This is a genomic window from Alsobacter soli, from assembly GCF_003004785.1.
GTDB classification, from domain to species: Bacteria; Pseudomonadota; Alphaproteobacteria; order Rhizobiales; family Beijerinckiaceae; genus Alsobacter; species Alsobacter soli.
Window position 1 is genome coordinate 53,622 of record NZ_PVZS01000024.1, and the last position, 20,672, is coordinate 74,293.

Annotated in this window: 16 protein-coding genes; 7 read left to right on the top strand and 9 right to left on the bottom strand. The window is 69.5% G+C overall.

Going from position 1 to position 20,672, the window contains the following annotated elements:
• Positions 1 to 6: 6 nt before the first annotated feature.
• From SLNSH_RS18610 to SLNSH_RS18650, 9 genes are all read right to left on the bottom strand, one after another.
• Positions 7 to 1,638 (bottom strand): HAL/PAL/TAL family ammonia-lyase, encoded by a 1,632-nt coding sequence (locus tag SLNSH_RS18610; RefSeq protein ID WP_106338646.1) that lies wholly within the window; start codon positions 1,636 to 1,638, stop codon positions 7 to 9.
• Positions 1,639 to 1,723: 85 nt separating this feature from the next.
• Positions 1,724 to 2,824 carry a sn-glycerol-3-phosphate import ATP-binding protein UgpC gene (locus tag SLNSH_RS18615; protein WP_106338649.1) on the bottom strand — a complete coding sequence of 367 codons (1,101 nt, stop codon included), beginning with the start codon at positions 2,822 to 2,824 and terminating at the stop codon, positions 1,724 to 1,726.
• 4 nt (positions 2,825 to 2,828) lie between these two features.
• The gene (gene ugpE / locus SLNSH_RS18620) at positions 2,829 to 3,677 is read right to left on the bottom strand and encodes a sn-glycerol-3-phosphate ABC transporter permease UgpE (RefSeq protein ID WP_106338652.1); all 849 of its coding nucleotides are present in this window, start codon (positions 3,675 to 3,677) and stop codon (positions 2,829 to 2,831) included.
• A 25-nt stretch (positions 3,678 to 3,702) separates the two neighbouring features.
• Positions 3,703 to 4,584 (bottom strand): sn-glycerol-3-phosphate ABC transporter permease UgpA, encoded by an 882-nt coding sequence (gene ugpA, locus SLNSH_RS18625; RefSeq protein ID WP_106338656.1) that lies wholly within the window; start codon positions 4,582 to 4,584, stop codon positions 3,703 to 3,705.
• Positions 4,585 to 4,772: 188 nt separating this feature from the next.
• Positions 4,773 to 6,083 carry a sn-glycerol-3-phosphate ABC transporter substrate-binding protein UgpB gene (gene ugpB, locus SLNSH_RS18630; RefSeq protein ID WP_106338658.1) on the bottom strand — a complete coding sequence of 437 codons (1,311 nt, stop codon included), beginning with the start codon at positions 6,081 to 6,083 and terminating at the stop codon, positions 4,773 to 4,775.
• Between the two features lie 230 nt (positions 6,084 to 6,313).
• On the bottom strand, positions 6,314 to 7,846 hold the full coding sequence (locus SLNSH_RS18635; RefSeq protein WP_106338660.1) for a UxaA family hydrolase: 1,533 nt from the start codon (positions 7,844 to 7,846) through the stop codon (positions 6,314 to 6,316).
• 103 nt (positions 7,847 to 7,949) lie between these two features.
• On the bottom strand, positions 7,950 to 8,981 hold the full coding sequence (locus SLNSH_RS18640) for an ABC transporter permease (protein ID WP_106338662.1): 1,032 nt from the start codon (positions 8,979 to 8,981) through the stop codon (positions 7,950 to 7,952).
• An 18-nt stretch (positions 8,982 to 8,999) separates the two neighbouring features.
• The gene (locus SLNSH_RS18645; protein ID WP_106338664.1) at positions 9,000 to 10,523 is read right to left on the bottom strand and encodes a sugar ABC transporter ATP-binding protein; all 1,524 of its coding nucleotides are present in this window, start codon (positions 10,521 to 10,523) and stop codon (positions 9,000 to 9,002) included.
• A gap of 85 nt (positions 10,524 to 10,608) precedes the next feature.
• Complete coding sequence (locus tag SLNSH_RS18650; RefSeq protein WP_106338666.1) at positions 10,609 to 11,571, bottom strand: ABC transporter substrate-binding protein; 963 nt, start codon at positions 11,569 to 11,571, stop codon at positions 10,609 to 10,611.
• Positions 11,572 to 12,305: 734 nt separating this feature from the next.
• On the opposite strand from SLNSH_RS18650, the gene SLNSH_RS18655 reads away from it, so the two are divergent.
• From SLNSH_RS18655 to SLNSH_RS18685, 7 genes are all read left to right on the top strand, one after another.
• Entirely contained in the window at positions 12,306 to 13,484 is a 1,179-nt protein-coding gene (locus tag SLNSH_RS18655; protein WP_106338668.1) for a fumarylacetoacetate hydrolase family protein, read from the top strand.
• Positions 13,485 to 13,518: 34 nt separating this feature from the next.
• Complete coding sequence (locus SLNSH_RS18660) at positions 13,519 to 14,967, top strand: aldehyde dehydrogenase family protein (RefSeq protein WP_106338670.1); 1,449 nt, start codon at positions 13,519 to 13,521, stop codon at positions 14,965 to 14,967.
• Positions 14,968 to 15,564: 597 nt separating this feature from the next.
• Positions 15,565 to 17,325: a gamma-glutamyltransferase gene (gene ggt, locus SLNSH_RS18665; RefSeq protein ID WP_106338672.1), complete on the top strand. Its 1,761-nt coding sequence runs from the start codon at positions 15,565 to 15,567 to the stop codon at positions 17,323 to 17,325.
• Positions 17,326 to 17,403: 78 nt separating this feature from the next.
• Positions 17,404 to 18,303, top strand: coding sequence for a 2-dehydro-3-deoxygalactonokinase (locus SLNSH_RS18670; protein WP_106338674.1), 900 nt, complete (start codon positions 17,404 to 17,406; stop codon positions 18,301 to 18,303).
• A gap of 18 nt (positions 18,304 to 18,321) precedes the next feature.
• Positions 18,322 to 18,969, top strand: coding sequence for a 2-dehydro-3-deoxy-6-phosphogalactonate aldolase (locus SLNSH_RS18675; RefSeq protein WP_106338676.1), 648 nt, complete (start codon positions 18,322 to 18,324; stop codon positions 18,967 to 18,969).
• On the top strand, positions 18,966 to 19,871 hold the full coding sequence (locus tag SLNSH_RS18680) for a ribokinase (RefSeq protein WP_106338678.1): 906 nt from the start codon (positions 18,966 to 18,968) through the stop codon (positions 19,869 to 19,871). Before SLNSH_RS18675 ends, SLNSH_RS18680 begins: the two co-directional genes overlap by 4 nt.
• Before the next feature lie 100 nt (positions 19,872 to 19,971).
• A complete protein-coding gene (locus tag SLNSH_RS18685) occupies positions 19,972 to 20,514 on the top strand; it encodes a retropepsin-like aspartic protease family protein (RefSeq protein WP_106338680.1) in 543 nt (180 codons plus the stop codon).
• Positions 20,515 to 20,672 lie beyond the last annotated feature (158 nt).

Here is a 20,672-nt window from a genome sequence, read left to right on the forward strand (position 1 = left end):
GCCGGCCTATTCGAGCGGACCGACGGCCTCCTCCACCGCCTGCACTACGGTCTCGAAGCGCACCAGCTCGCGGGCCTGGCGCATCTCGGTCGCGTACCAGCGGTCGCCCTCCAGCGCGGGCTCGATGACGCCCCGGATCGCCCTCATGGCGGCGGCCGTGCCGCTGCCGAGCGGATGGACCTGCGCGATGGGCTCCACCAGCGACAGCGCCTGCGCGGCCATCAGCATCTCGCCGGCCACGATCTGCTCCACGTTCTCCACCACGGTCCGGGCCTTGCGGGCGCACCAGGTGGAGTTGGAGACGTGGTCCTCCGCGTTGCTCTTGCCCGGGATGGAGTCCACCGAGCCCGGCATGCACAGCGTGCGGTTCTCCATGACGAGGGCCGACATGGAGCATTGCACGGTGGCGTAGCCGGTGTTCAGCCCCTTCTTGCCCGCCAGCAGGTTGCGGGGCAGGCCGTAGCTCATCGTGGGGTCGATCAGCCGCGCCAGCCGCCGCTCGCAGATGGAGCCGAGGTCCGCCATCGCGATGGCGAGCAGGTCCATCACCTGCGCCACGTACTGGCCGTGGAAATGTCCGCCGGACAGGGACACGTAGCCGCCCTGGCCGTCGTCGAAGATCAGCGGGTTGTCCGTTGCCGAGTTGATCTCCGTGGCGATCACGCTCTCCACGTACTCCAGCGCCTGGACCACCGGGCCGTGCACCTGCGGGGCGCAGCGCAGCGAATAGACGTCCTGGACCCGCGGCGGCGGCAGCGCGCCCTCCCGGCGGCTCTCCTCCGGGTACACGGTGATGCGCGCCGCCTCCGTGCAGCGCTCCGAGTCGCCGATCATCCGGAGCACGTTGCGCGCCACCGCGGCCTGCCCCGGATGCGGCCGCGCCGCGTGCACGACCGGCTGGAACGCGATCTTCTCCGCACGCAGCGCCTCGAGGGTCAGCGCCAGCGACACGTCCGCGGCCTTGCGGATGCGCTTGGCGTCCTCCAGGGCGAGCACGGCGAGCGCCAGTGACACCGTGGAGCCGTTGATCAGCGCCGAGGCGTCCTTCGCCCCGAGGTCGAAGTCGGGCGTCAGCCCCGCCGCCGCGATGGCCTCCCGCGCCGGCAGGCGCTGGCCGCGATAGACGATCTCCGCCTCCGCGAAGCCGCACAGGGCGCCCGCCATGTGCGCCAGCGGCGCGAGGTCGCCGGAGGCGCCCACCGAGCCCTTTGCGGGGATCACGGGGTGCAGCCCCGCGTTCAAGAAGGCGAGCAGCCGCTCCACCAGCTCCACCTGGGGACCCGAATAGTTGGACGCGAACGCGTTGGCGCGCAGCAGCATCACCGCCCGCACCGCGTCCTCCGGCAACGCCTCGCCGACGCCCGTGGCGTGCGCGTAGATGGTCTTGGCCTGGTAGGCGGCCATGTCGGCCATCAGCACGCGCTGGTCCTTGAACAGGCCCACGCCCGTGTTGAAGGCGTACATCAGGGGCGCGTCGTCGTTCATCCAGTGCGCGTCGATATAGGCGCGCGTGGCCGCGATCCTGTCCCGCGCCTCCGGCGCGAGCGCGACCTGCTCGAAGGCCCCGAAGGCGTCCGGCCGGGCGACCCGCGCCACCTCGGCCCCGGTCAGCGTGCGTCCATCGATCTCGATCGCCATCGAACCACCCCGTGCTGAAGGATCCCCATCCCTATCGCGCGGGGTGGGGCCTGTCGACGGGGGAGGGCAGGGGCCTCGGACCGGCTCAGGCGGCCCGTGCGGTCGCGGACTCCGCCCGTCCGAGCCGCTTGCCGGTCTCGGCGTCGAACACATGCACGCAGCGCGACGGAATGGCGAGCGTGACCGCCTTGGTCCCGGGCGACACCGCGCCCGTGTTCACCTGCAGCACGAAGGGCGAGCCGCCGAGCGTCCCGTGCAGCAACTCGGTGGCCCCGAGCTCCTCCACGAAGTCGATCGCGAACGGCGCGCCGGGAGCGCCCGCCGGCGCGACTTCCACTTCCTCGGGCCGCACGCCCACGTCCACGTGGCGGCCGGGCTCCAGCCCCGCCGGCAGGTCGTCCGCCGCCAGCGTCAGCCCGCCGACGCTGACGCGCCCGTCGCCGTCCACGAGGCCGGGCAGGATGTTCATGGGCGGCGAGCCGATGAACGTCGCCACGAAGCGCGTCTCCGGCCGGCGATACACCTCCGTGGGCGTGCCGACCTGCTCGACCTGCCCGCCGCTCATCACCACGAGCTTGTCGGAGAGCGTCATGGCCTCGACCTGGTCGTGCGTGACGTAGATGGAGGTCACGCCCAGCGCCCGCTGCAGCTTCTTGATCTCGACGCGCATTTGCACGCGCAGCTTGGCGTCGAGGTTGGACAGCGGCTCGTCGAACAGGAACACCTGTGGCTTGCGCACGATGGCGCGGCCCATGGCCACGCGCTGGCGCTGGCCGCCCGAGAGCGCCCGCGGCTTGCGCTGGAGGAAGGGCTCGATGGCCAGGATGCGCGCCGCCTCCTGCACCCGCCGGTCGATCTCGTCCTTGGGCGTGCCGCGGTTGCGCAGCCCGTAGGCGATGTTGTCGTAGACCGACATGTGCGGGTAGAGCGCGTAGTTCTGGAACACCATGGCGATGTCCCGCTCCGCCGGCTCGATCTCGTTGACGACGCGGCCCCCGATCGCGACCTGGCCCGACGAGATCGTCTCCAGCCCCGCCACCATGCGCAGCAGCGTGGACTTTCCGCAGCCCGAGGGGCCGACCAGCACGCAGAAGCCGCCGTCCGGGATGTCGAGGCTGACGCCCTTCACGGCCTCGACGCCGCCGGCGTAGACCTTGCGGACGTCGTTCAGGGTGACTTCGGCCATCGGGTTACTTCTCCGTCTCGACCAGGCCGCGCACGAACAGCTTTTGCATCACGAGCACGACGACCACCGGCGGCAGCATGGCCAGCACGGCGGTCGCCATCGCGAGCTGCCACTCGGTCAGGGCGTCCTGGGTGACCAGCATCTTCTTGATGCCGATCACGATGGTTTGCATGTCTTCGCGGGTCGTGATCAGGAGCGGCCAGAGATACTGGTTCCAGCCATAGATGAACTGGATCACGAACAGCGCCGCGACGGTCGTAATGGACAGCGGCAGCACCGTGTCCTTGAAGAACTTCCACGGCCCCGCGCCGTCGATCTTGGAAGCTTCGACCAGCTCGTCCGGGATCGTCATGAAGAACTGCCGGAACAGCAGCGTCGCGGTGGCCGAGGCGATCAGCGGAATGGCGAGCCCGCCATAGGTGTCGAGGAGGCCAAGGTCCGCCACGATCTTGTAGGTCGGGTAGATGCGCACCTCGACGGGAAGCATCAGGGTGATGAAGATCAGCCAGAACGCGGTCTTGCGCAGCGGGAAGCGGAAATACACCACCGCATAGGCCGAGATGATCGAGATCGCGATCTTGCCGAGCGCGATGATCATCGCCATCACGAAGCTGTTGAACAGCATCGGCCCGACCGGTTCGCGCGCCGTCGCGTTGCCCGACAGGATCACGCGGCTGTAGTTCTCGACCAGATAGGGCCCCGGCGTCATCGGCATCGTGCCGTTGGCGATCGTTCCGGCGTCCCAGCTCGAACCCACGAAGGCCACGTAGACCGGAAAGGCCACGATCAGCACGCCCAGGATCAGGATGGCGTGCGGCAGCAGCGTGGAGAACCAGTGCTTCCGCTCTACCATGAGAAGGGTCCTCGCGGGGCGCGCATCAGTAGGTGACCTTGCGTTCGACGTAGCGGAACTGGATGGCGGTAAGCGCGATCACGATCACCATGAGGACGACCGACTGCGCCGCCGAGCCGCCGAGATCGCCGCCGAGGCGCCCGTCCTGGTAGACCTTGAACACCAGCGTCTCGGTGGCCTTGGCCGGCCCGCCATGCGTGATGGCGTCGATGATGCCGAACGTGTCGAAGAACACGTAGACGATGTTCACGACCAGCAGGAAGAACGTGGTGGGCGACAGCATCGGGAACACGATGGTCCAGAAGCGCCGCGTGGGCCTGGCCCCGTCGATGGCCGCGGCCTCGATGAGGCTCTTGGGGATCGACTGCAGACCCGCCAGGAAGAACAGGAAGTTGTAGCTGATCTGCTTCCAGGCGGCGGCCAGGATCACCAGCAGCAGCGCGTGGTCGCCGTTCAGCATCGGGTTCCACGGCACGCCGATGGAGATCAGCCCGCGGCCGATCATGCCGAGCGACGGCTGGAACATGAACAGCCACAGCACGCCCGCGATGGCCGGCGCCACCGCATAGGGCCAGATCAGCAGGGTGCGGTACACGGAGCCGCCCCGGATCTGCTTGTCCGCCATGACGGCGAGCAGCAGCGAAAAAGACATGGCGAGGAACGTCACCGCGATCGAGAAGATCACGGTGGTGGCCATCGACTCGTAATAGGCGCGCTGCTGGAACAGGGAGACGTAGTTCTCCAGCCCCACGAACTCGGTGGTCGTTCCGAACGCGTCCTCCATGCGGAACGACATCCACACCGCCTGGGACGCCGGCCAATAGAAGAACACGAGCGTGATGACCAGCTGCGGCGCGAGCAGCAGGTAAGGCAGGAGCTTGTTGTTGTAGAGGGAGCGTTTTTCCATGGATCCCATCGAGCCGGCGGCAACGGTCGGCGGTCACTCGAATCCCGTCATTGCGAGGAGCGAAGCGACGAAGCAATCCAGGACGCTGGGCCCCCGTGGCCCCTGGATTGCTTCGCTCCGCTCGCAATGACGGCGGTGTCTTTCCTGAAGGCGAGCCGCCGCAGGTGCGGCTCGCCTGCCCGTCAGCCTCAGCGGCCGGCGGTGCGCTCGAACTGGCGGAGCGTGGCGTTGCCGCGGGACACGGCGTCGTCCAGCGCCTGCTGGGGCGACTTCTTGCCCGCCAGCGCCGCCTCGATCTCCTCGGCCCACATGTCGCGCATCTGCACCATGTTGCCGAAGCGCAGGCCGCGCGAGTTCTCGGTCGGCTCCTTGTTGGTGAGCTCCTTCAGGGGCGTCTCGCGGTCCGGGTTCTTCTCGTAGAAGCCCGACGCCTTCACCTTCTCGTAGGCCGCCTTGGTGATCGGCAGGTAGCCTGAGTCGATGTGCAGCTTCGCCTGCCGGTCCGTGTCGGACAGGAAGGTGAAGAACTTGGCGATGCCCTTGTACTCGGCCGCCGACTTGCCGCCCATGACCCACAGCGAGGCGCCGCCGATGATGGAGTTCTGCGGCGCGCCCTTCACGTCCGGATAGTACGGCATCGGGGCGGCCGTGTAGTCGAACTTGGCGTTCGCCTTCACGTTGCCGAAGAAGCCGGACGAGGTCAGCATGATCGGGCACTCGCCCGAGGTGAAGCGGCCCTCGTTCTCGTTGCCGCGTCCCGAATAGTCGTAGGTCTTGTCCTTCTGCAGGTTGACCAGGTCGGTCAGCAGGCGGACGTGGACGGGATCGTTGAACTTCAGTTCGGTGTCGAAGCCGTCGAGGCCGTTGGCCTTGGTCCCGATCGGCAGGTTGTGCCAGGCCGAGAACTGCTCGATGAAGGCCCAGGTCGACCACGCGGCCGTGAAGCCGCACTTGTCCCACCCGGCCGCCTTCAGCTTCTTGCCGGCCTCGAACACCTCAGGCCAGGTCTTCGGGATCTCGGCGACGTTCGCCTTCTTCAGCGCGTCCTTGTTGATCCACATGACCATGGAGGACGAGTTGAACGGGAAGGACAGCATCTCGCCCTTGGCGGTCGAGTAGTAGCCCGTGATGGCCGGCAGGTAGGACTTGGGGTCGAACTTCTCGCCGGCCTCCTGCATCATCTGCTGCACCGGCTTGATGGCGCCCTTGGCCGACATCATGGTGGCGGTGCCGACCTCGAACACCTGCACGATGTGGGGAGCGTTGCCGGCGCGATAGGCCGCGATGGCCGCGTTCAGCGTATCCGGGTAGCTGCCCTTGTAGACGGCGGTGACCTTGTACTCGTTCTGCGAGGCGTTGAAGTCGGCCGCGAGCTTGTTGACCACCTCGTTGTTGCCGCCCGTCATGGCGTGCCACCACTGGATCTCCGTCTGCGCGAAGGCCGACGTCGAGGCCATCATGGCGGCGAGCGAGATCGCCAGCTTGGTCTGGAGTGTCATTGCTTTCTCCCTGTCCACCCCACGCGGGGGCTTGTTCTCGTTGTCTGGCAGCCCGGCGCGACGCTCAGGCGACAGACCTATGACAATCAGATGACGTTCATTTCGGCAAGATTCGAAAGTCAGTCCAAAGCCCTTTGGCGTCATTGCGAGGAGCGCGGCGACGAAGCAACCCAGGGGGGCCAGGCGCCCAGCGGCCCTGGATTGCTTCGCTGCGCTCGCAATGGCGGACGTTACATCGTCGCTCCCACCGTCCACGGCACGAACTCGGCGTCGCCGTAGCCGAGCTGCTCGGACTTGGAGCGCTCGCCCGAGGCGACGCGCAGCACCGTCTCGAAGATCTCCTGGCCCTTCTGCTCGATGGACACGCCGTCAAGGATGTCGCCGCAGTTGATGTCCATGTCGTCGATCATGCGGCGGTAGATCTCGCTGTTGGTCGCGAGCTTGATGGAGGGCGTGGGCTTGCAGCCGTAGGCCGAGCCGCGGCCGGTGGTGAAGCACAGCACGTTGGCGCCTCCCGCCACCTGGCCGGTGGCCGCCACCGGGTCGTAGCCGGGCGTATCCATGTAGACGAAGCCCTTGGCGTCCACCGGTTCGGCGTAATGGTAGACTCCGGTCATCGTCCGTGTGCCGCCCTTGGCGGCCGCGCCGAGCGACTTCTCCAGGATGGTGGTGAGCCCGCCGAGCTTGTTGCCAGGCGAGGGGTTGTTGTTCATCTCCATCTTGTTGCGGGCGGTGTAGTCCTCCCACCAGTGGATCATGTCGACGAGCTTCTCGCCGATCTCCCGCGTGGCCGCGCGGCGGGTGAGCAGGTGCTCGGCCCCGTAGATCTCCGGCGTCTCGGACAGGATGGCCGTGCCGCCGTGCTTCACCAGGATGTCCACGGCCGCGCCCAGCGCCGGGTTGGCGGTGATGCCGGAGTAGCCGTCCGATCCGCCGCACTGCAGCGCCAGCAGCAGCTCGGACGCCGGCACGGTCTCGCGCTGCGCCCGGTTGGCGATGGGCAGCATCGTCTTGATGGCTTCCACGCCCGCCTGCACGGTCTTCTTGGTGCCGCCCACCTCCTGGATGGTCATGGTGCGGAACGTGTCGGACTCGCTGATGCCGTAGGCGTCCTTCCAGCGGCCGATCTGGAAGCCCTCGCAGCCGAGGCCCACCATCACCACGCCCGCCATGTTCGGGTTGGTGGCGTAGCCCCACTGGGTGCGCTTGAGGATCTCGTAGCCCTCGCCCTTCACGTCGAGGGCGCAGCCGCCGCCGTGCACCAGCGGGATCACGCCGTCGATGTTCGGGTAGTTGGCCAGGATGCCGGAGCGCTCGATCTCCTGCGCCATGAAGCGGGCCACGGAGGCCGAGCAGTTCACCGAGGTGAGGATGCCGATGTAGTTGCGCGTGCCGACCTTGCCGTTGGCGCGGCGGAAGCCCTGGAAGGTCGCCTGCAGCTCCGGCGGCAGCAGCTCTTCCTGCTTCGCGTCCTCCGCGAAGCGGTAGTCACGCTCGAAGTCGTGCATGACGACGTTGTGCTCGTGCACCCAGTCGCCCGGCTCGATCGCCTTGGACGCGAAGCCGATGATCTGGCCGAACTTCACGATGGGCTGGCCTTCCGGGATGCCGACGGTCGCCATCTTGTGGCCGCGCGGCACGCGCGCCCGGGCCGTGACGCCTTCCGCGACGGCGCCGGCCTCCACGGGGTCGACCGCCACCACGACGGTGTCGGCGGGGTTGAGCCGCACGATGCGCGGCGCGTTGAGGACCGGGGCGTTCATGGCTGTTCCTTCCTGGGCGGCTCTTGGGGGCCGCGCCCGTACTGTAAGGTGGTGTTCGCGCACTCTTTACGCGAATCCGCGCCGGGCGCCAGCGCGGCAGCCGTCAACGCCGCCTCCGGCGCAGGCCGTCGAAATACACGATGGCGATGATCAGCACGCCCGTGATGATGAACTGGTAGAAGGAGTTCACGTTCATCAGGTTCGCGCCGTTGCGGATGGTCGCCAGGATGAAGGCGCCGAGCAGCGGGCCCCACACCGTTCCCACCGCCCCGAACAGGCTCGCGCCGCCGATCACCGAGGACGCGATGGCCTCGAGCTCCGCCCCGATCGCCTGGGTGGCGTTGCCGGTGCCCGTGCGCGAGGCGAGCAGCACGCCCACGATGGAGGCGCACAGGGCCGACAGGATGTAGGCGGTGGCGATCACGGCCTTGACGTTCACCCCCGAGAGGCGCGCTGCCTCCGGGTTGGAGCCCACGGAGAACAGGTAGCGCCCGTGCCGGCTGAGGTGAAGGTACACATAGGCCGGGACCGCCACCACGATGACCACCATGAACAGGTTGGGGATGCCGAACACCTCGCCGCGCGAGAAGCCCGTGAACGTGTCGTTGGTGACGTTGATGGTGGAGCCGTTGGTCATCAGCAGCCCCACCCCCTTCAGGGCCGTGAAGGTGGCCAGCGTGATGATGAAGGGCGGCAGGTCCATCTTCACCACCCCGAAAGCGTGGAAGGCGCCGATGCCCATCCCCACCACCAGCGAGGCGATCACCGCGCCCCAGATGCCGACCAGGCTGGCTGCGGCCTCCGGCACGCCGATTCCGACCAGGAAAGCCACGGCCGGCGGCGCCGCGCTCTGCAGCAGCATGGCGACCACCACGGTGATGAAGCTCGCCACCGCGCCCACCGACAGGTCGATGCCGGCCGTGATGATCACGAAGGTCTCGCCCAGCGCCAGGATGGCGAAGATCGCCCCCTGGCGCGCCAGGTTGGAAATGTTGCCCGGCGTCATGAACGTCGTGGTCCACCACGACAGGAACAGGAACATCGCCGCCAGCACGCCGATCAGCGTCAGGCCGAGCAGGCGGGAGAAGTCGAACCTGGCGCGGGGCGCGACCCCGATGGCGGCCGTTTCGGTCATGGTCTGCCTTTCCCCGCTCTAGACGCCCATCGCTTCGGTCAGGATCTGCTCGTGGCTCACGGCCTTGAACCCGTGCTGGGCCACTTGTCGCCCGGCGCGGAACACGTGCAGCTGGTCCGCGAGCTCGTAGACTTCCGGCAGGTAGGACGAGATCAGCAGAATCCCGGCGCCCTGCGCCAGCAGCGCCCCGAACAGCCGGTAGATCTCCGCCTTGGTGCCCACGTCCACGCCCACGGTCGGCTCGTCGAAGATGAACAGCTTGGCCCCGTGGTTGAGCCACTTGCCGATCACGATCTTCTGCTGGTTGCCGCCCGACAGGCTGAGGGCCTGCGCATTGCGGCTGGCGGTCTTGATGCGCAGGTCCCGGATCTGCTTGTCGGCGGCCTTGCGCTCCGCTGTGCGGGAGATGGTTATGCCGCGCGTGAGACGCTCGAAGACTGGCAGGTTGAGGTTGAGCCCGACGCCCAGGTTGAGGCAGAGCCCCTGGTCCCGCCGGCTCTCCGGGGCCAGCGCCATGCCGAGCGCGATGGCGTCCCGCTCCGCGCGGACGCGCACGGGCCGGCCCTGCCACAGCGCCTCGCCCCCGGTGGGCGGCTCCCGCCCGTAGACGCCCATGACGAACTCGCTGCGGCCGGCCCCGATCAGGCCGTACAGCCCCACGATCTCGCCCTCGCGCACCGAGAGCGACACGTCCTGGAACCCCCGCCCGCTCAGATGGCGCGTCTCCAGGATGGGAGCTCCGAAGGCGAAGCTCTCCTTGTGGTAGATCTGCTCGATGGAGCGGTTGATCATCAGCCCGATCAGCTCGGCGTCGCTCGTCTCGCTGACGCGGCGCGTGCCCACCAGCGCGCCGTCGCGGAGCACGGACACCCTGTCCGCCAGCTCGAAGATCTCCTCCATGCGGTGGCTGATGTAGACCACCGTGACGCCCTGGGCCTTCAGCCGCCGGATCAGCGCGAAGAGCTGCGCCGCCTCCTGGCGGGTGAGGTAGGCGGTCGGCTCGTCGAAGATCAGGAACTGCACCCCCCGGCTCGCGGCCCGGGCGGTGGCGACCAGCTGCTGCTGGCCGATGGTGAGGGTCGAAAGCAGGACGCCGGCCGGCAGGCCGAAGCCCAGGTCGTCCAGGATCGCCTGCGCCTCGCGCGTCATGGCGCGGTCCCGCAGAAGGCCGCGCGAGGTCCGCTCGTCGCCGAGGAAGATGTTGGCCGCCACCGTCAGGTGCGGGCACAGCACCACCTCCTGGTGCACGGCGTTGATGCCGAGCGCGATGGCCTCGTTGGGCGTGGACAGCGCCGTGGGCAGCCCCTTCCACAGGATCTCGCCCGCGGTGCGCGGGGTCACGCCCGTCAGCAGCTTGATGAGGGTCGACTTGCCCGCGCCGTTCTCCCCCACGATGGCGTGGATCTCCCCGGCCTCAAAGGCGAGGTCCGCGGGCTTCAGCGCATGCGTGCCCGTGTACCGCTTCTCGAGCCGGCGCAGCTCCAGGATCGGCCCTTCGAAGGCGGCCTCGGCGGCGGGGGAGCGTTCGGCGATGACGGTCACGGCGCGGCTCCGGACAGCGGGGGAGGGGAAGCGACCGCCGCCCTCGCCCAGGAGGCAGGGCGGCGGCTTCGTTGGCCGGCGGCGCTTACTTCACCTTCGGGTTCAGGAGCTCCTGCGCCCGAGGGCTGTTCATGTTCTCGCCCGTGATCAGGTTGGCGCCCGTGTCCACGAAAGCCTCGACCTTTTCGCCCTTGGAGGCGGCCAGCGCGGTTTTCACGCCGTCGTAGCCCATCCGGTAGGGATCCTGGACCACGGTGGCGGCCATGACGCCGTCCTTGAGGCCCTTCACCAGCTTGTCGTCGGAGTCGAACCCGACCAGCTTCACCTTGTCCTGGGCCTTGGACTCGGCGATCGCCTGGATGGCCCCCTGGGCCTGGATCAGGTTGGACGCGAAGATCCCCCGCAGGTTCGGGAAGGCGGTCAGGAGGTCGGTGGTGATGTTGAGCCCGCCATTGGCCGTGCCGTCCGACACCTTGTCGGCCACCAGCTTGAGGCCCGGATACTTGGAGGCGAGCTGCTCCTTGAAGCCCTTGGCGCGTTCGTCAAGGGAGCCCACGCCCGGCAGGTGGGTGATCAGCGCTACCTCGCCCTCGGGCTTGCCGTACTTCTTGGCGATGGCGTCCGCGAGGCCGTCGGCCGCGATGCGCCCGCCCTGGACGTTGTCCGTGGTTAGGAAGGACGTGAACGCCTTGGAATCCGCCGCGGAGTCGATGCCGATGATCTTCACCGACTTGGCGGCCTCGTCGATCGGCTTGCCGAGCGCGGCCCGCTGCGTGGGCGAGATCACGATGGCGGCGGGCTTGGAGGAAACCGCGTTCTCCAGGATCGCGATCTGGCCGTTGATGTCGGCCTCGGACTGGGCGCCCAGCTCCGGCACCTTCACGCCGAGGTCCTGGCCGGCCTTGCGGGCGCCCGCGAGCACGATCTGCCAGTAGAACGAGGTCGTGTCCTTCACGATGATCGGGATGGTCGGCTGTTGCGCGGCGACAGGCTGCCCGAACGCCGCGGAAACGGCGAAGAGCCCGGCGAAAAGCCAGGATTTGCGCATGGTTGTCCTCCCTGGAGCGGCGTCGCCGCTTTATTCTCCCCGGCGACACGCGCCGGGATGGAGGGATGCTAGAACAACTGTTCCGTCACTTTCAATGCACGTTACAGGTGTTCCGGCGTGTGCCTAGGATCCTCCGGTAAAACAGGCCCTCCCTCTATCCGGCCCACGCGCCGTCATCCCCGGCGCGCCGAAGGCGCGGGAAGGGGATCCAGGAGACTTGGCGCAAGTCTCGGGTCGCCAGAAACATCGGCGCGCGCCGCCCCTGGATCCCCTTCCCCTCCGCGGCTTCGCCGCTCCGGCCGGGGATGACGGGGAGAAAAACGAGACCGGCGGGCGGAAACGTCCTTCCTCCGCCCCGGCCAAATCCCGCACAGCGCTCTTTAGAGGCGACGCTCTCCTATCCGGCCCACGCGCCGTCATCCCCGGCGCGCCGGAGGCGCGGGAAGGGGGATCCAGGAGACTTGGCGCAGGTCTCTGGTCGCCAGAAACATCGGCGCGCGCCGCCCCTGGATCCCCTTCCCCTCCGCGGCTCCGCCGCTCCGGCCGGGGATGACGGGGAGAAAGCCTGGCCATCGGGGCGACCCACGGCGCCCTGAATCACGAAATCGGCCATCGCTCGCCGGCAAGCCGCCGCCGCGCCATGGCGGCGTTGCGCGCGGAGCGGGGGCGGGCGCCTCGCCATGCAACCGCGGAGGTGCTAAACCGCCGGCATAAAACGATTGAGGGAGCGAAGAGTGGCCCGCCTGAAGCTCGACAGCGCCAGCACCCTACCCCATGACGGCGCCCGCGGGGCGCTCGCCGGTCGCGTCTGGCGGCCTGACGTCAACGGCCCGTCGGTCGTGGCCATCCGGCCGGACGGCGTCTACGACGTGACCCGCGCCTTCCCGACCATGCGCGACCTGTGCGAGATGCCGGACCCGGCCCGCGCCCTCGCGGAAGAGAAGGGCGAGTTCATCGGTTCGCTCGACGACATCCTCGCCAACACGGTCCCGGACGCGCGCGACGAGGGCAAGCCGTGGCTGCTCGCCCCCAACGACCTGCAGGCCATCAAAGCCGCGGGCGTCACCTTCGCCATCTCCATGCTGGAGCGCGTCATCGAGGAGCGCGCCAAGGGCGATCCCTCTGCCGCCGCCGGCATCCGCGAGCAGATCGTCGCCATGGTGGGCGAGGACTTCTCCAAGCTCGTCCCCGGCTCGCCGGAGGCCATGCGGCTGAAGCAGACGCTCATCGACCAGGGCTCCTGGAGCCAGTATCTCGAAGTGGGCATCGGCCCGGACGCCGAGATCTTCACCAAGGCCCCGCCCATGTCGGCGGTGGGCACGGGCGTCGACGCGGGGCTCCACCCCATGTCGAGCTGGAACAACCCGGAGCCGGAGGCCGTGCTGGTGGTGTCGTCCGCCGGCAAGATCGTCGGCGCGACGCTCGGCAACGACATCAACCTGCGCGACGTGGAAGGCCGCTCCGCCCTGCTCCTGGCCAAGTGCAAGGACAACAACGCCTCCGCGACCGTCGGCCCCTTCATCCGCTTCTTCGACGCGACCTTCTCGGTGGGGGACCTGCGCCAGGCCGAGATCACACTCGTGGTGGAGGGCCCGGAGGGCTACCGGCTGGAGGGCCACTCCTCCCTGGGCAAGATCAGCCGCTCCTTCGAGGACCTCGCCGGCCAGATGCTGGGCAAGCACCACCAGTATCCCGATGGCGCCATCCTCTACACGGGGACCCTGTTCGCCCCCATTGACGACCGTGACGCGCCCGGCCAGGGCTTCACCCACAAGATCGGTGACATCGTCACGATTGCGACGCCGTGGCTGGGCAGCCTGGTGAACCGGATGCAGCACACCGACAAGTGCCCGCCCTGGACCTTCGGGGCCTCCCACCTGATGCGCAGCCTCGCCCGCCGCGGCCTGCTCTGAGTTTATCGATCACGCTCGAACACGGGACATCGCCATGAACGCACCCTTCAAAAACCTCATCGCCGGCGAGTGGGTCGAAGGCAATTCGGTCAACCCCAATATCAACCCGTCCAACACCAAGGACGTGGTGGGCGAATACGTTCGGGCCTCCAAGGCCCAGGCCGAGGAGGCCATCGCGGCCGCCAAGGCGGCCTTCCCGGCCTGGTCGCGCTCGACCCCGCAGGAACGCTACGAGATCCTGAAGAAGGCCTCGGACGAAATCCTGGCCCGCAAGGACGAGCTCGGCCGCCTGCTGTCGCGCGAGGAGGGCAAGACCCTCGCCGAGGGCGTCGGCGAGACGGTTCGCGCCGGCCAGATCTTCGCCTTCTTCGCCGGCGAGTGCCTGCGGCTTGCGGGCGAGAAGCTCGCCTCCGTGCGCCCGGGCGTCGAGGTCGACATGACCCGCGAGCCGGTCGGCGTCGTGGGCATGATCACGCCCTGGAACTTTCCCATCGCCATCCCGTCCTGGAAGATCGCGCCCGCGCTGGCCTACGGCAACACCGTGGTGATCAAGCCGGCTGACCTGGTCCCCGGCTGCTCCTGGGCGATTGTCGACATTCTGCACCGCGCCGGCCTGCCCAAGGGCGTGCTGAACCTCGTCATGGGCCGCGGCTCCGAGGTCGGCCAGGTCATCCTCGAGCACAAGGACGTGGACGCCATCACGTTCACGGGCTCGGTGCCGACCGGCCGCAAGGTGGCGGCCGCCGCGATTGGCGGCTCGCGCATGAAGAAGCTGCAGCTCGAGATGGGCGGCAAGAACCCGCTCGTGGTGCTCGACGACGCCGACCTCAAGGTGGCCGTCGAGGTCGCCGTGAACGGCGCCTTCTTCTCCACGGGCCAGCGCTGCACGGCATCCTCGCGCCTCATCGTCCAGGACGGCATCCACGACAAGTTCGTGGAAGCCTGCGTGGAGCGCATGAAGGGCCTCGTGATCGACGACGCCCTGAAGGCCGGCACCCACATCGGCCCGGTGGTGGACCAGAGCCAGCTCGACAACGACCTCAAGTACATCGCCATCGCCAAGGAGGAGGGCGCCAGGCTCGCCTTTGGGGGCGAGCTGCTGAACCGCGAGACCCCCGGCTTCTACCTGCAGCCGGCGCTGTTCACCGAGACCACCAACAGCATGCGCATCTCGCGCGAGGAGGTCTTCGGCCCGGTGGCGAACGTCATCCGCGTCAAGAGCTACGACGAGGCGCTGGCCATCGCCAACGACACCGAGTTCGGCCTCTCGGCCGGCATCTGCACCTCGAGCCTGAAGTACGCCACGCACTTCAAGCGCAACAGCGAGGCCGGCATGATCATGGTGAACCTGCCGACGGCGGGCGTGGACTACCACGTGCCGTTCGGCGGCCGGAAGGGCTCCAGCTACGGCCCGCGCGAGCAGGGCGCCTACGCCCGCGAGTTTTACACCACGGTGAAGACCGCCTACACCTTCGCGGGCTGAGCGAAGCACGCTTGGAAAGACCGAAATGGCCGGGCTCGTCCCGGCCATTTTTCGTCTGGGCCGCTCCGCGTGTCGGCCGCCTCGGCCGTCCAGCCTCGCGGCCCACCCTCCCCTTGAGGGGGAGGGTCGACGGCGCGAAGCGCCGGCGGGGTGGGGAGGCGCCGGCCGCAGAACGCGGTCTGGCCAATTGGCGCTCCTGGCCCAGCCTTCACCCCACCCCGGCCCTTCGGGCCGACCCTCCCCCTCAAAGGGGAGGGTGGCGCTCCGCGCCGGGACAACGAGCCCGCAAGCGCCTGGCTCCCCTTGTCGTCATCTCCGGAAGCGGGCCCAACTCTCACCGTCCTTGCGAGGAGCGCAGCGACGAAGCAATCCAGACGGATGGGACGGAGCGCCCTGCCGCCCTGGACTGCTTCGCTGCGCTCGCAATGACGGTGGAGGGGGATCCGCGGGCGGGGATGACGGCCCGGCGACGGACAGCTACCCTCCCAGTTTCCCCCGGAGGTGACGCATGCGCCCCCTGAGCCTGNGGGATCCGCGGGCGGGGATGACGGCCCGGCGACGGACAGCTACCCTCCCAGTTTCCCCCGGAGGTGACGCATGCGCCCCCTGAGCCTGCCCGCGGCCCTGGCCGCCCTGGTCCTCGCCACCGCTCCCGCTCTCTCGCAGACGACGCCGGCCTTCGTTCCGGCGCCGGCGCCCGAAGCCTCCACGGGCCGCGCCCCGCATGTCCATGGCGAGGCGACGCGCTACATGGTGGCGGCCGCCAACCCGCTGGCGGCCGACGCCGGCCGCGAAATGCTCCGCGCCGGCGGCAGCGCGGTGGACGCCGCCATCGCGGTGCAACTGGTGCTGAACCTGGTGGAGCCGCAGAGCTCGGGCATCGGGGGAGGGGCCTTCCTGGTCCACTGGGACGGGAAAACCCAGACGGTGAACACCCTCGACGGCCGCGAAACCGCGCCCGCCGCCGCGACCCCGGACCGCTTCATGGGCCCGGACGGCAAGCCCATGGGCTTCTACACGGCCGTGGTGGGCGGCCGCAGCGTCGGCGTGCCAGGGACGCCGCGCCTGTTGGCCGAGGCGCACAAGCGCTGGGGCAAGCTGCCCTGGGCGCGCCTGTTCGAGCCCGCCATCCGTCTGGCCGAAAATGGCTTCGCGGTGTCGCCGCGGCTCAACGGGCTGCTGGCGCAGGAGCGCTACCTGGCGGACAGCTCCCCGGCAGCCAAGGCCCTGTTCTACGGCGCGGACGGCAAGCCCCTGCCGGTCGGGGCGACGCTCCGGAATCCCGCCTTCGCCCGCACACTGCGCACGCTGGCCGAGCAGGGGGTGGACGCCTTCTATGCGGGCCCCATCGCCGAGGACATCGTCGCCACCGTGAAGGGCCACGCGACCAACCCGGGCGACATGACGCTCGCCGACCTCGCCGGCTACACGGTGAAGGAGCGCGAGCCCGTGTGCGGCCGCTACCGCGCCTTCCGGATCTGCGGCATGGGCCCGCCCAGCTCCGGCGCGATCGCCGTGCAGCAGATGCTGGGCGTGCTGGAGACTCAGGACATCGCCCGCATGGGGGAGGGGCCCGAGGCCGCCCACTGGTTCGCCGAGGCCGGCCGCCTCGCCTTCGCCGACCGCGCCCGCTACCTGGGCGACCCCGCCTTCGTGAGCGTGCCCGTGGAGGGCCTGGTCGACCCGGCCTACGTGAAGAGCCGCGCCGCCCTGGTGAATCCCGAGCGCAGCATGGGCAAGGCCGAGGCGGGCGAGCCGCCCATGCGCAAGACGGAGCGGTTCGCGCCTTCGGACGGAATCGAGCACGGCACCAGTCACATTTCCGTGGTGGACGCCGACATGAACGCCGTGTCGATGACCACCACCATCGAGGACGGCTTCGGGGCCCGGCTGATGACGCAGGGAGGCTTCCTGCTCAACAACGAGCTCACCGACTTCAACTTCTCCCCGACGGAGAACGGCCAGCGGGTGGCCAACCGGGTGGAGGCCGGCAAGCGGCCCCGCAGCTCCATGGCCCCCACCCTGGTGTTCGACGCCTTTGGGCGCCTCTACGCCGTGACCGGCTCGCCGGGCGGCAGCCAGATCATCAACTTCGTGGCCAAGACGCTGGTCGGCCTCCTGGACTGGAAGCTTGATCCCCAGGTCGCCGTGGACCTGCCGAACAGGGGCAGCCGCAACGGCCCCACCGAGCTCGAGGCCGGCACGGAGGCGGCGGGCTGGAAGGCGGCGCTGGAGGCCAAGGGACACCAGGTCAAGCTGATGGAGATGACCTCCGGCATCCAGGCCATCGTGGTCACCCCGACTGGCTTCGTCGGCGGCGCCGACTCTCGCCGCGAGGGCGTCGCGATCGGCGACTGAGCCCTGCGCCCGGGCGGGTTGATCGGCCGTGAAAAGCCTCTAGGGTCGCGCCACCGAGGACACGAACCGGTGGATGCCATGAGGGCGGACCAAACCGCGCTGATCGCCCTGGACTGGGGCACGACGCGGCTGCGCGCATATGCGGTGGACGGCGCGGGCGCCGTCCTGGAGCGGCTCTCCGCCGACGAGGGCATCATGGCCGTGCCGCCCGGCGGCTTCCCGGAGACGCTGCGCCGCCATGTCGGCGCCTGGATGGAGCGCGCTCCACATGCCCCCGTGGTGATGGCCGGCATGGTCGGCAGCCGCAACGGCTGGGTCGAGGCGCCCTACCTCGCGTGTCCCGTCAGCGTCGACGCGCTCGCCCGCGCCTTTGCGGAGGTCCCGCTAGGGGCCGGTCGGATTGGCCATATCGTCCCCGGCCTGACGGCCCGCGACGCCGCGGGCCCGCCCGACGTGATGCGCGGGGAGGAGACTAAGATCGCCGGCTGCGGCGTGACGGACGGCCTCGTGGTGATGCCCGGCACCCACTCCAAGTGGGCGCGCATCCGCGGCGGCCGCATCGAGGGCTTCTCCACCTTCATGACGGGCGATTTTTACGGCGCGCTGAAGGACCACACGATCCTGGGCAAGCTCGCCGAGGAGCCCGCCGACCCGAGCGGCTTCAGCCGCGGCCTCGCGGCGGCGCGCCGGCCGGGCGGCCTTACGCACCTCGCCTTCTCGGCCCGCACGCTGGTGCTCATGGGCGAACTCGCCCCCGCCGAGGTGGGGCCCTACCTCTCGGGCCTCCTGATCGGGACCGAGGTGGACAACGGCCTGGCCCAGGCGGCGCCCGAGGACGAGATCGTGCTGGTCGCGGACGGCGTTTTCGCCACGTCCTACCAGGCGGCTCTCGCCGACCGCGGCCGCTCCTCCCGGTTGGTGGACCCGGAGGACGCCGTGGTGGCGGGCCTCCGCCGACTCGTCGCCGCCCGATCCTAAAATCCCCCGGAGACGGCCATGTCCTTCCGCCCTGCCTTCGACGACGCCTACGCCCGCTGCCCCCTCATCGCCATCCTGCGCGGGCTCAAGCCCGACGAGGGGGTGGCCGTGGGCGAGGCGCTGGTATCCGCCGGATTCACCATCCTGGAAGTGCCGCTCAACTCCCCCGAGCCGCTGGACAGCATCGGCCGCCTCGCGAAGGCCCTGGCCGGCCGCGCCGTCGTGGGCGCCGGCACGGTCTACCGGCCCGACCAGGTCGAAGCGGTCGCGGCCGTTGGCGGCCAGATCATCGTGTCCCCCAACTGCAACCCCGAGGTCATCCGCCGCACGAAGCAACTCGGCCTCGTCTCCGCGCCGGGCGTCATGACCCCGAGCGAGGCCTACCAGGCCTGCGAGGCCGGCGCGGACGTGCTCAAGTTCTTCCCCGGCGAGGTCATCGGCCCCGCCGGCGTGAAGGCCATGAGCGCCGTCCTGCCCAAGGGCCCGGCGCTCGTCATGGTGGGCGGGATTACGCCCGAGACCCTCAAGGCCTATGCCGAAACGCCCGTCTCCGGCTTCGGCCTGGGCTCCGCCCTCTATAAGCCGGGGTCCACGGCCGCCGAAGTCGGCGAGCGAGCACGCGCGTTCCTGGCGGCCTTCGCCCAATTCCGGGCGGCGCGCGCATGATCGTCGTCTTCGGCTCGGTCAATGTCGACTTCGTGACCCGCGTGGAGCGCATTCCCGCCCCCGGCGAAACCGTGCTCGGCCCCGATTACGCGGTGATCCCCGGCGGCAAGGGCGCCAACCAGGCGCTCGCCGCGCGCCGCGCCGGCGCGGCCACGCTGCTGGCGGGCGCGGTGGGCCGCGACCCCTTCGGCGACATCGCCCTGTCGCTGCTGCGCGAGGACGGCGTGGACCTCGGCCGCGTGGCCCGCGTGGAGGCCCCGACGGGCGCGGCCTTCATCAGCGTGTCCGCGGAAGGCGAGAACGCCATCGTGGTGGCCGCCGGCGCCAACGGGCAGGCGCGCGCCGCCCAGCTCGAGGGCCTCGCCTTCGGCGTGAACGACACGCTCCTGCTCCAGCGGGAGGTCCCCGAGGAAGAGGCCATCGCCGCCGCCCGGATCGCCCGGGCGGGCGGGGCGCGGGTGATCCTCAACGCCGCGCCGGCCGGCGCCCTCGACCCCGACCTCCTCGCCAACCTCGACGTGCTCATCGTGAACGAGCATGAAGCCGCCATCGTCGGCCAGGGACTGGGCCTCCGGGGCGAACCTGACGACATCGCGCGGCAGATCGATGCTCGCCACGGCGTGGCCACCATCGTCACCCTGGGTCCGCAAGGCGCGGTTGGCTGGACGGGCGGCGTGCGCCGAACGGCGCCGGCGCTGCCGGTCTCCGTCGTGGACACCACGGCCGCCGGCGACACGTTCTGCGGCGCCTTCGCGGCGGCGTTGGACGATGGCTTCGGCTTCACGACGGCGCTGGCCCGCGCCGCCGCGGCCGGCAGCCTGGCCTGCGCCACCGCCGGCGCGCAGCCGTCCATTCCGCGAAAGATGGCCATCGAGGAGGCCGTGGCCGGCTTCCAGGCCTGAGCCCTTAACGAAACCTTGCCCGGAAACCGGGCCTTGGCCCTGCCGCGCTCACCGGATTCCAAGTCTCCCGCGCTAGCGTCTGGGACTTGGAGGACGGGCCATGCTGAAGATCGCGGGAGCGGTGGCGTTCATCGGGGCGGCTTGCGTGGTCGCGGCCAAGTTCGCGGATGGGCTGCCGGCGGCGCGCTCGAGCGCGCCGGCCTCGACAGGTCCCGTCGTGATGGCGGCGGCTTCGGCGCCTGCGCCCCTGCCGCCGTCCCGGTCGTCCTATGGCCGGCCCACGGTGGTGCTGCTGGCCGATCCTCGCGGCCATTACCAGGCGGAGCCGCAGATCAACGGAGCCAAAATCCGCACGCTGGTGGACACGGGCGCGTCCGTGGTCGCGCTCTCCGCCGAGGACGCCCGGCGCGCCGGCATCTTCCCGGCCGGGGCCGACTACAGGATCCCGGTCGGCACCGCGAACGGGACCGTGAAGGCTGCGCCGGTCACCCTGCGCGAGGTGCGGCTGGACGCCATCGTGCTCCGCGACGTGGAGGCGATGGTGCTGCCGGAGGGCCGCCTCCAGGGCACGCTTCTGGGAATGTCTTTCCTGCGCCGCCTCGGGATGGAGGTCGCGCAAGGCCGCCTCGTCCTGACGCAGTAAGGATGATGGCGAATGAGCATGAGATAAGGCTTTAAGCGTCGTTGCCACGATCGCCGGCTTGAGCCAGTTTCGGGCCTCATTGCAGCGCACTTGGCGGTCCCGATGTTTCCCAAGCCCGTCCCGGCCCTCTCCGTCAACACCTACGGCTACGAGACCCT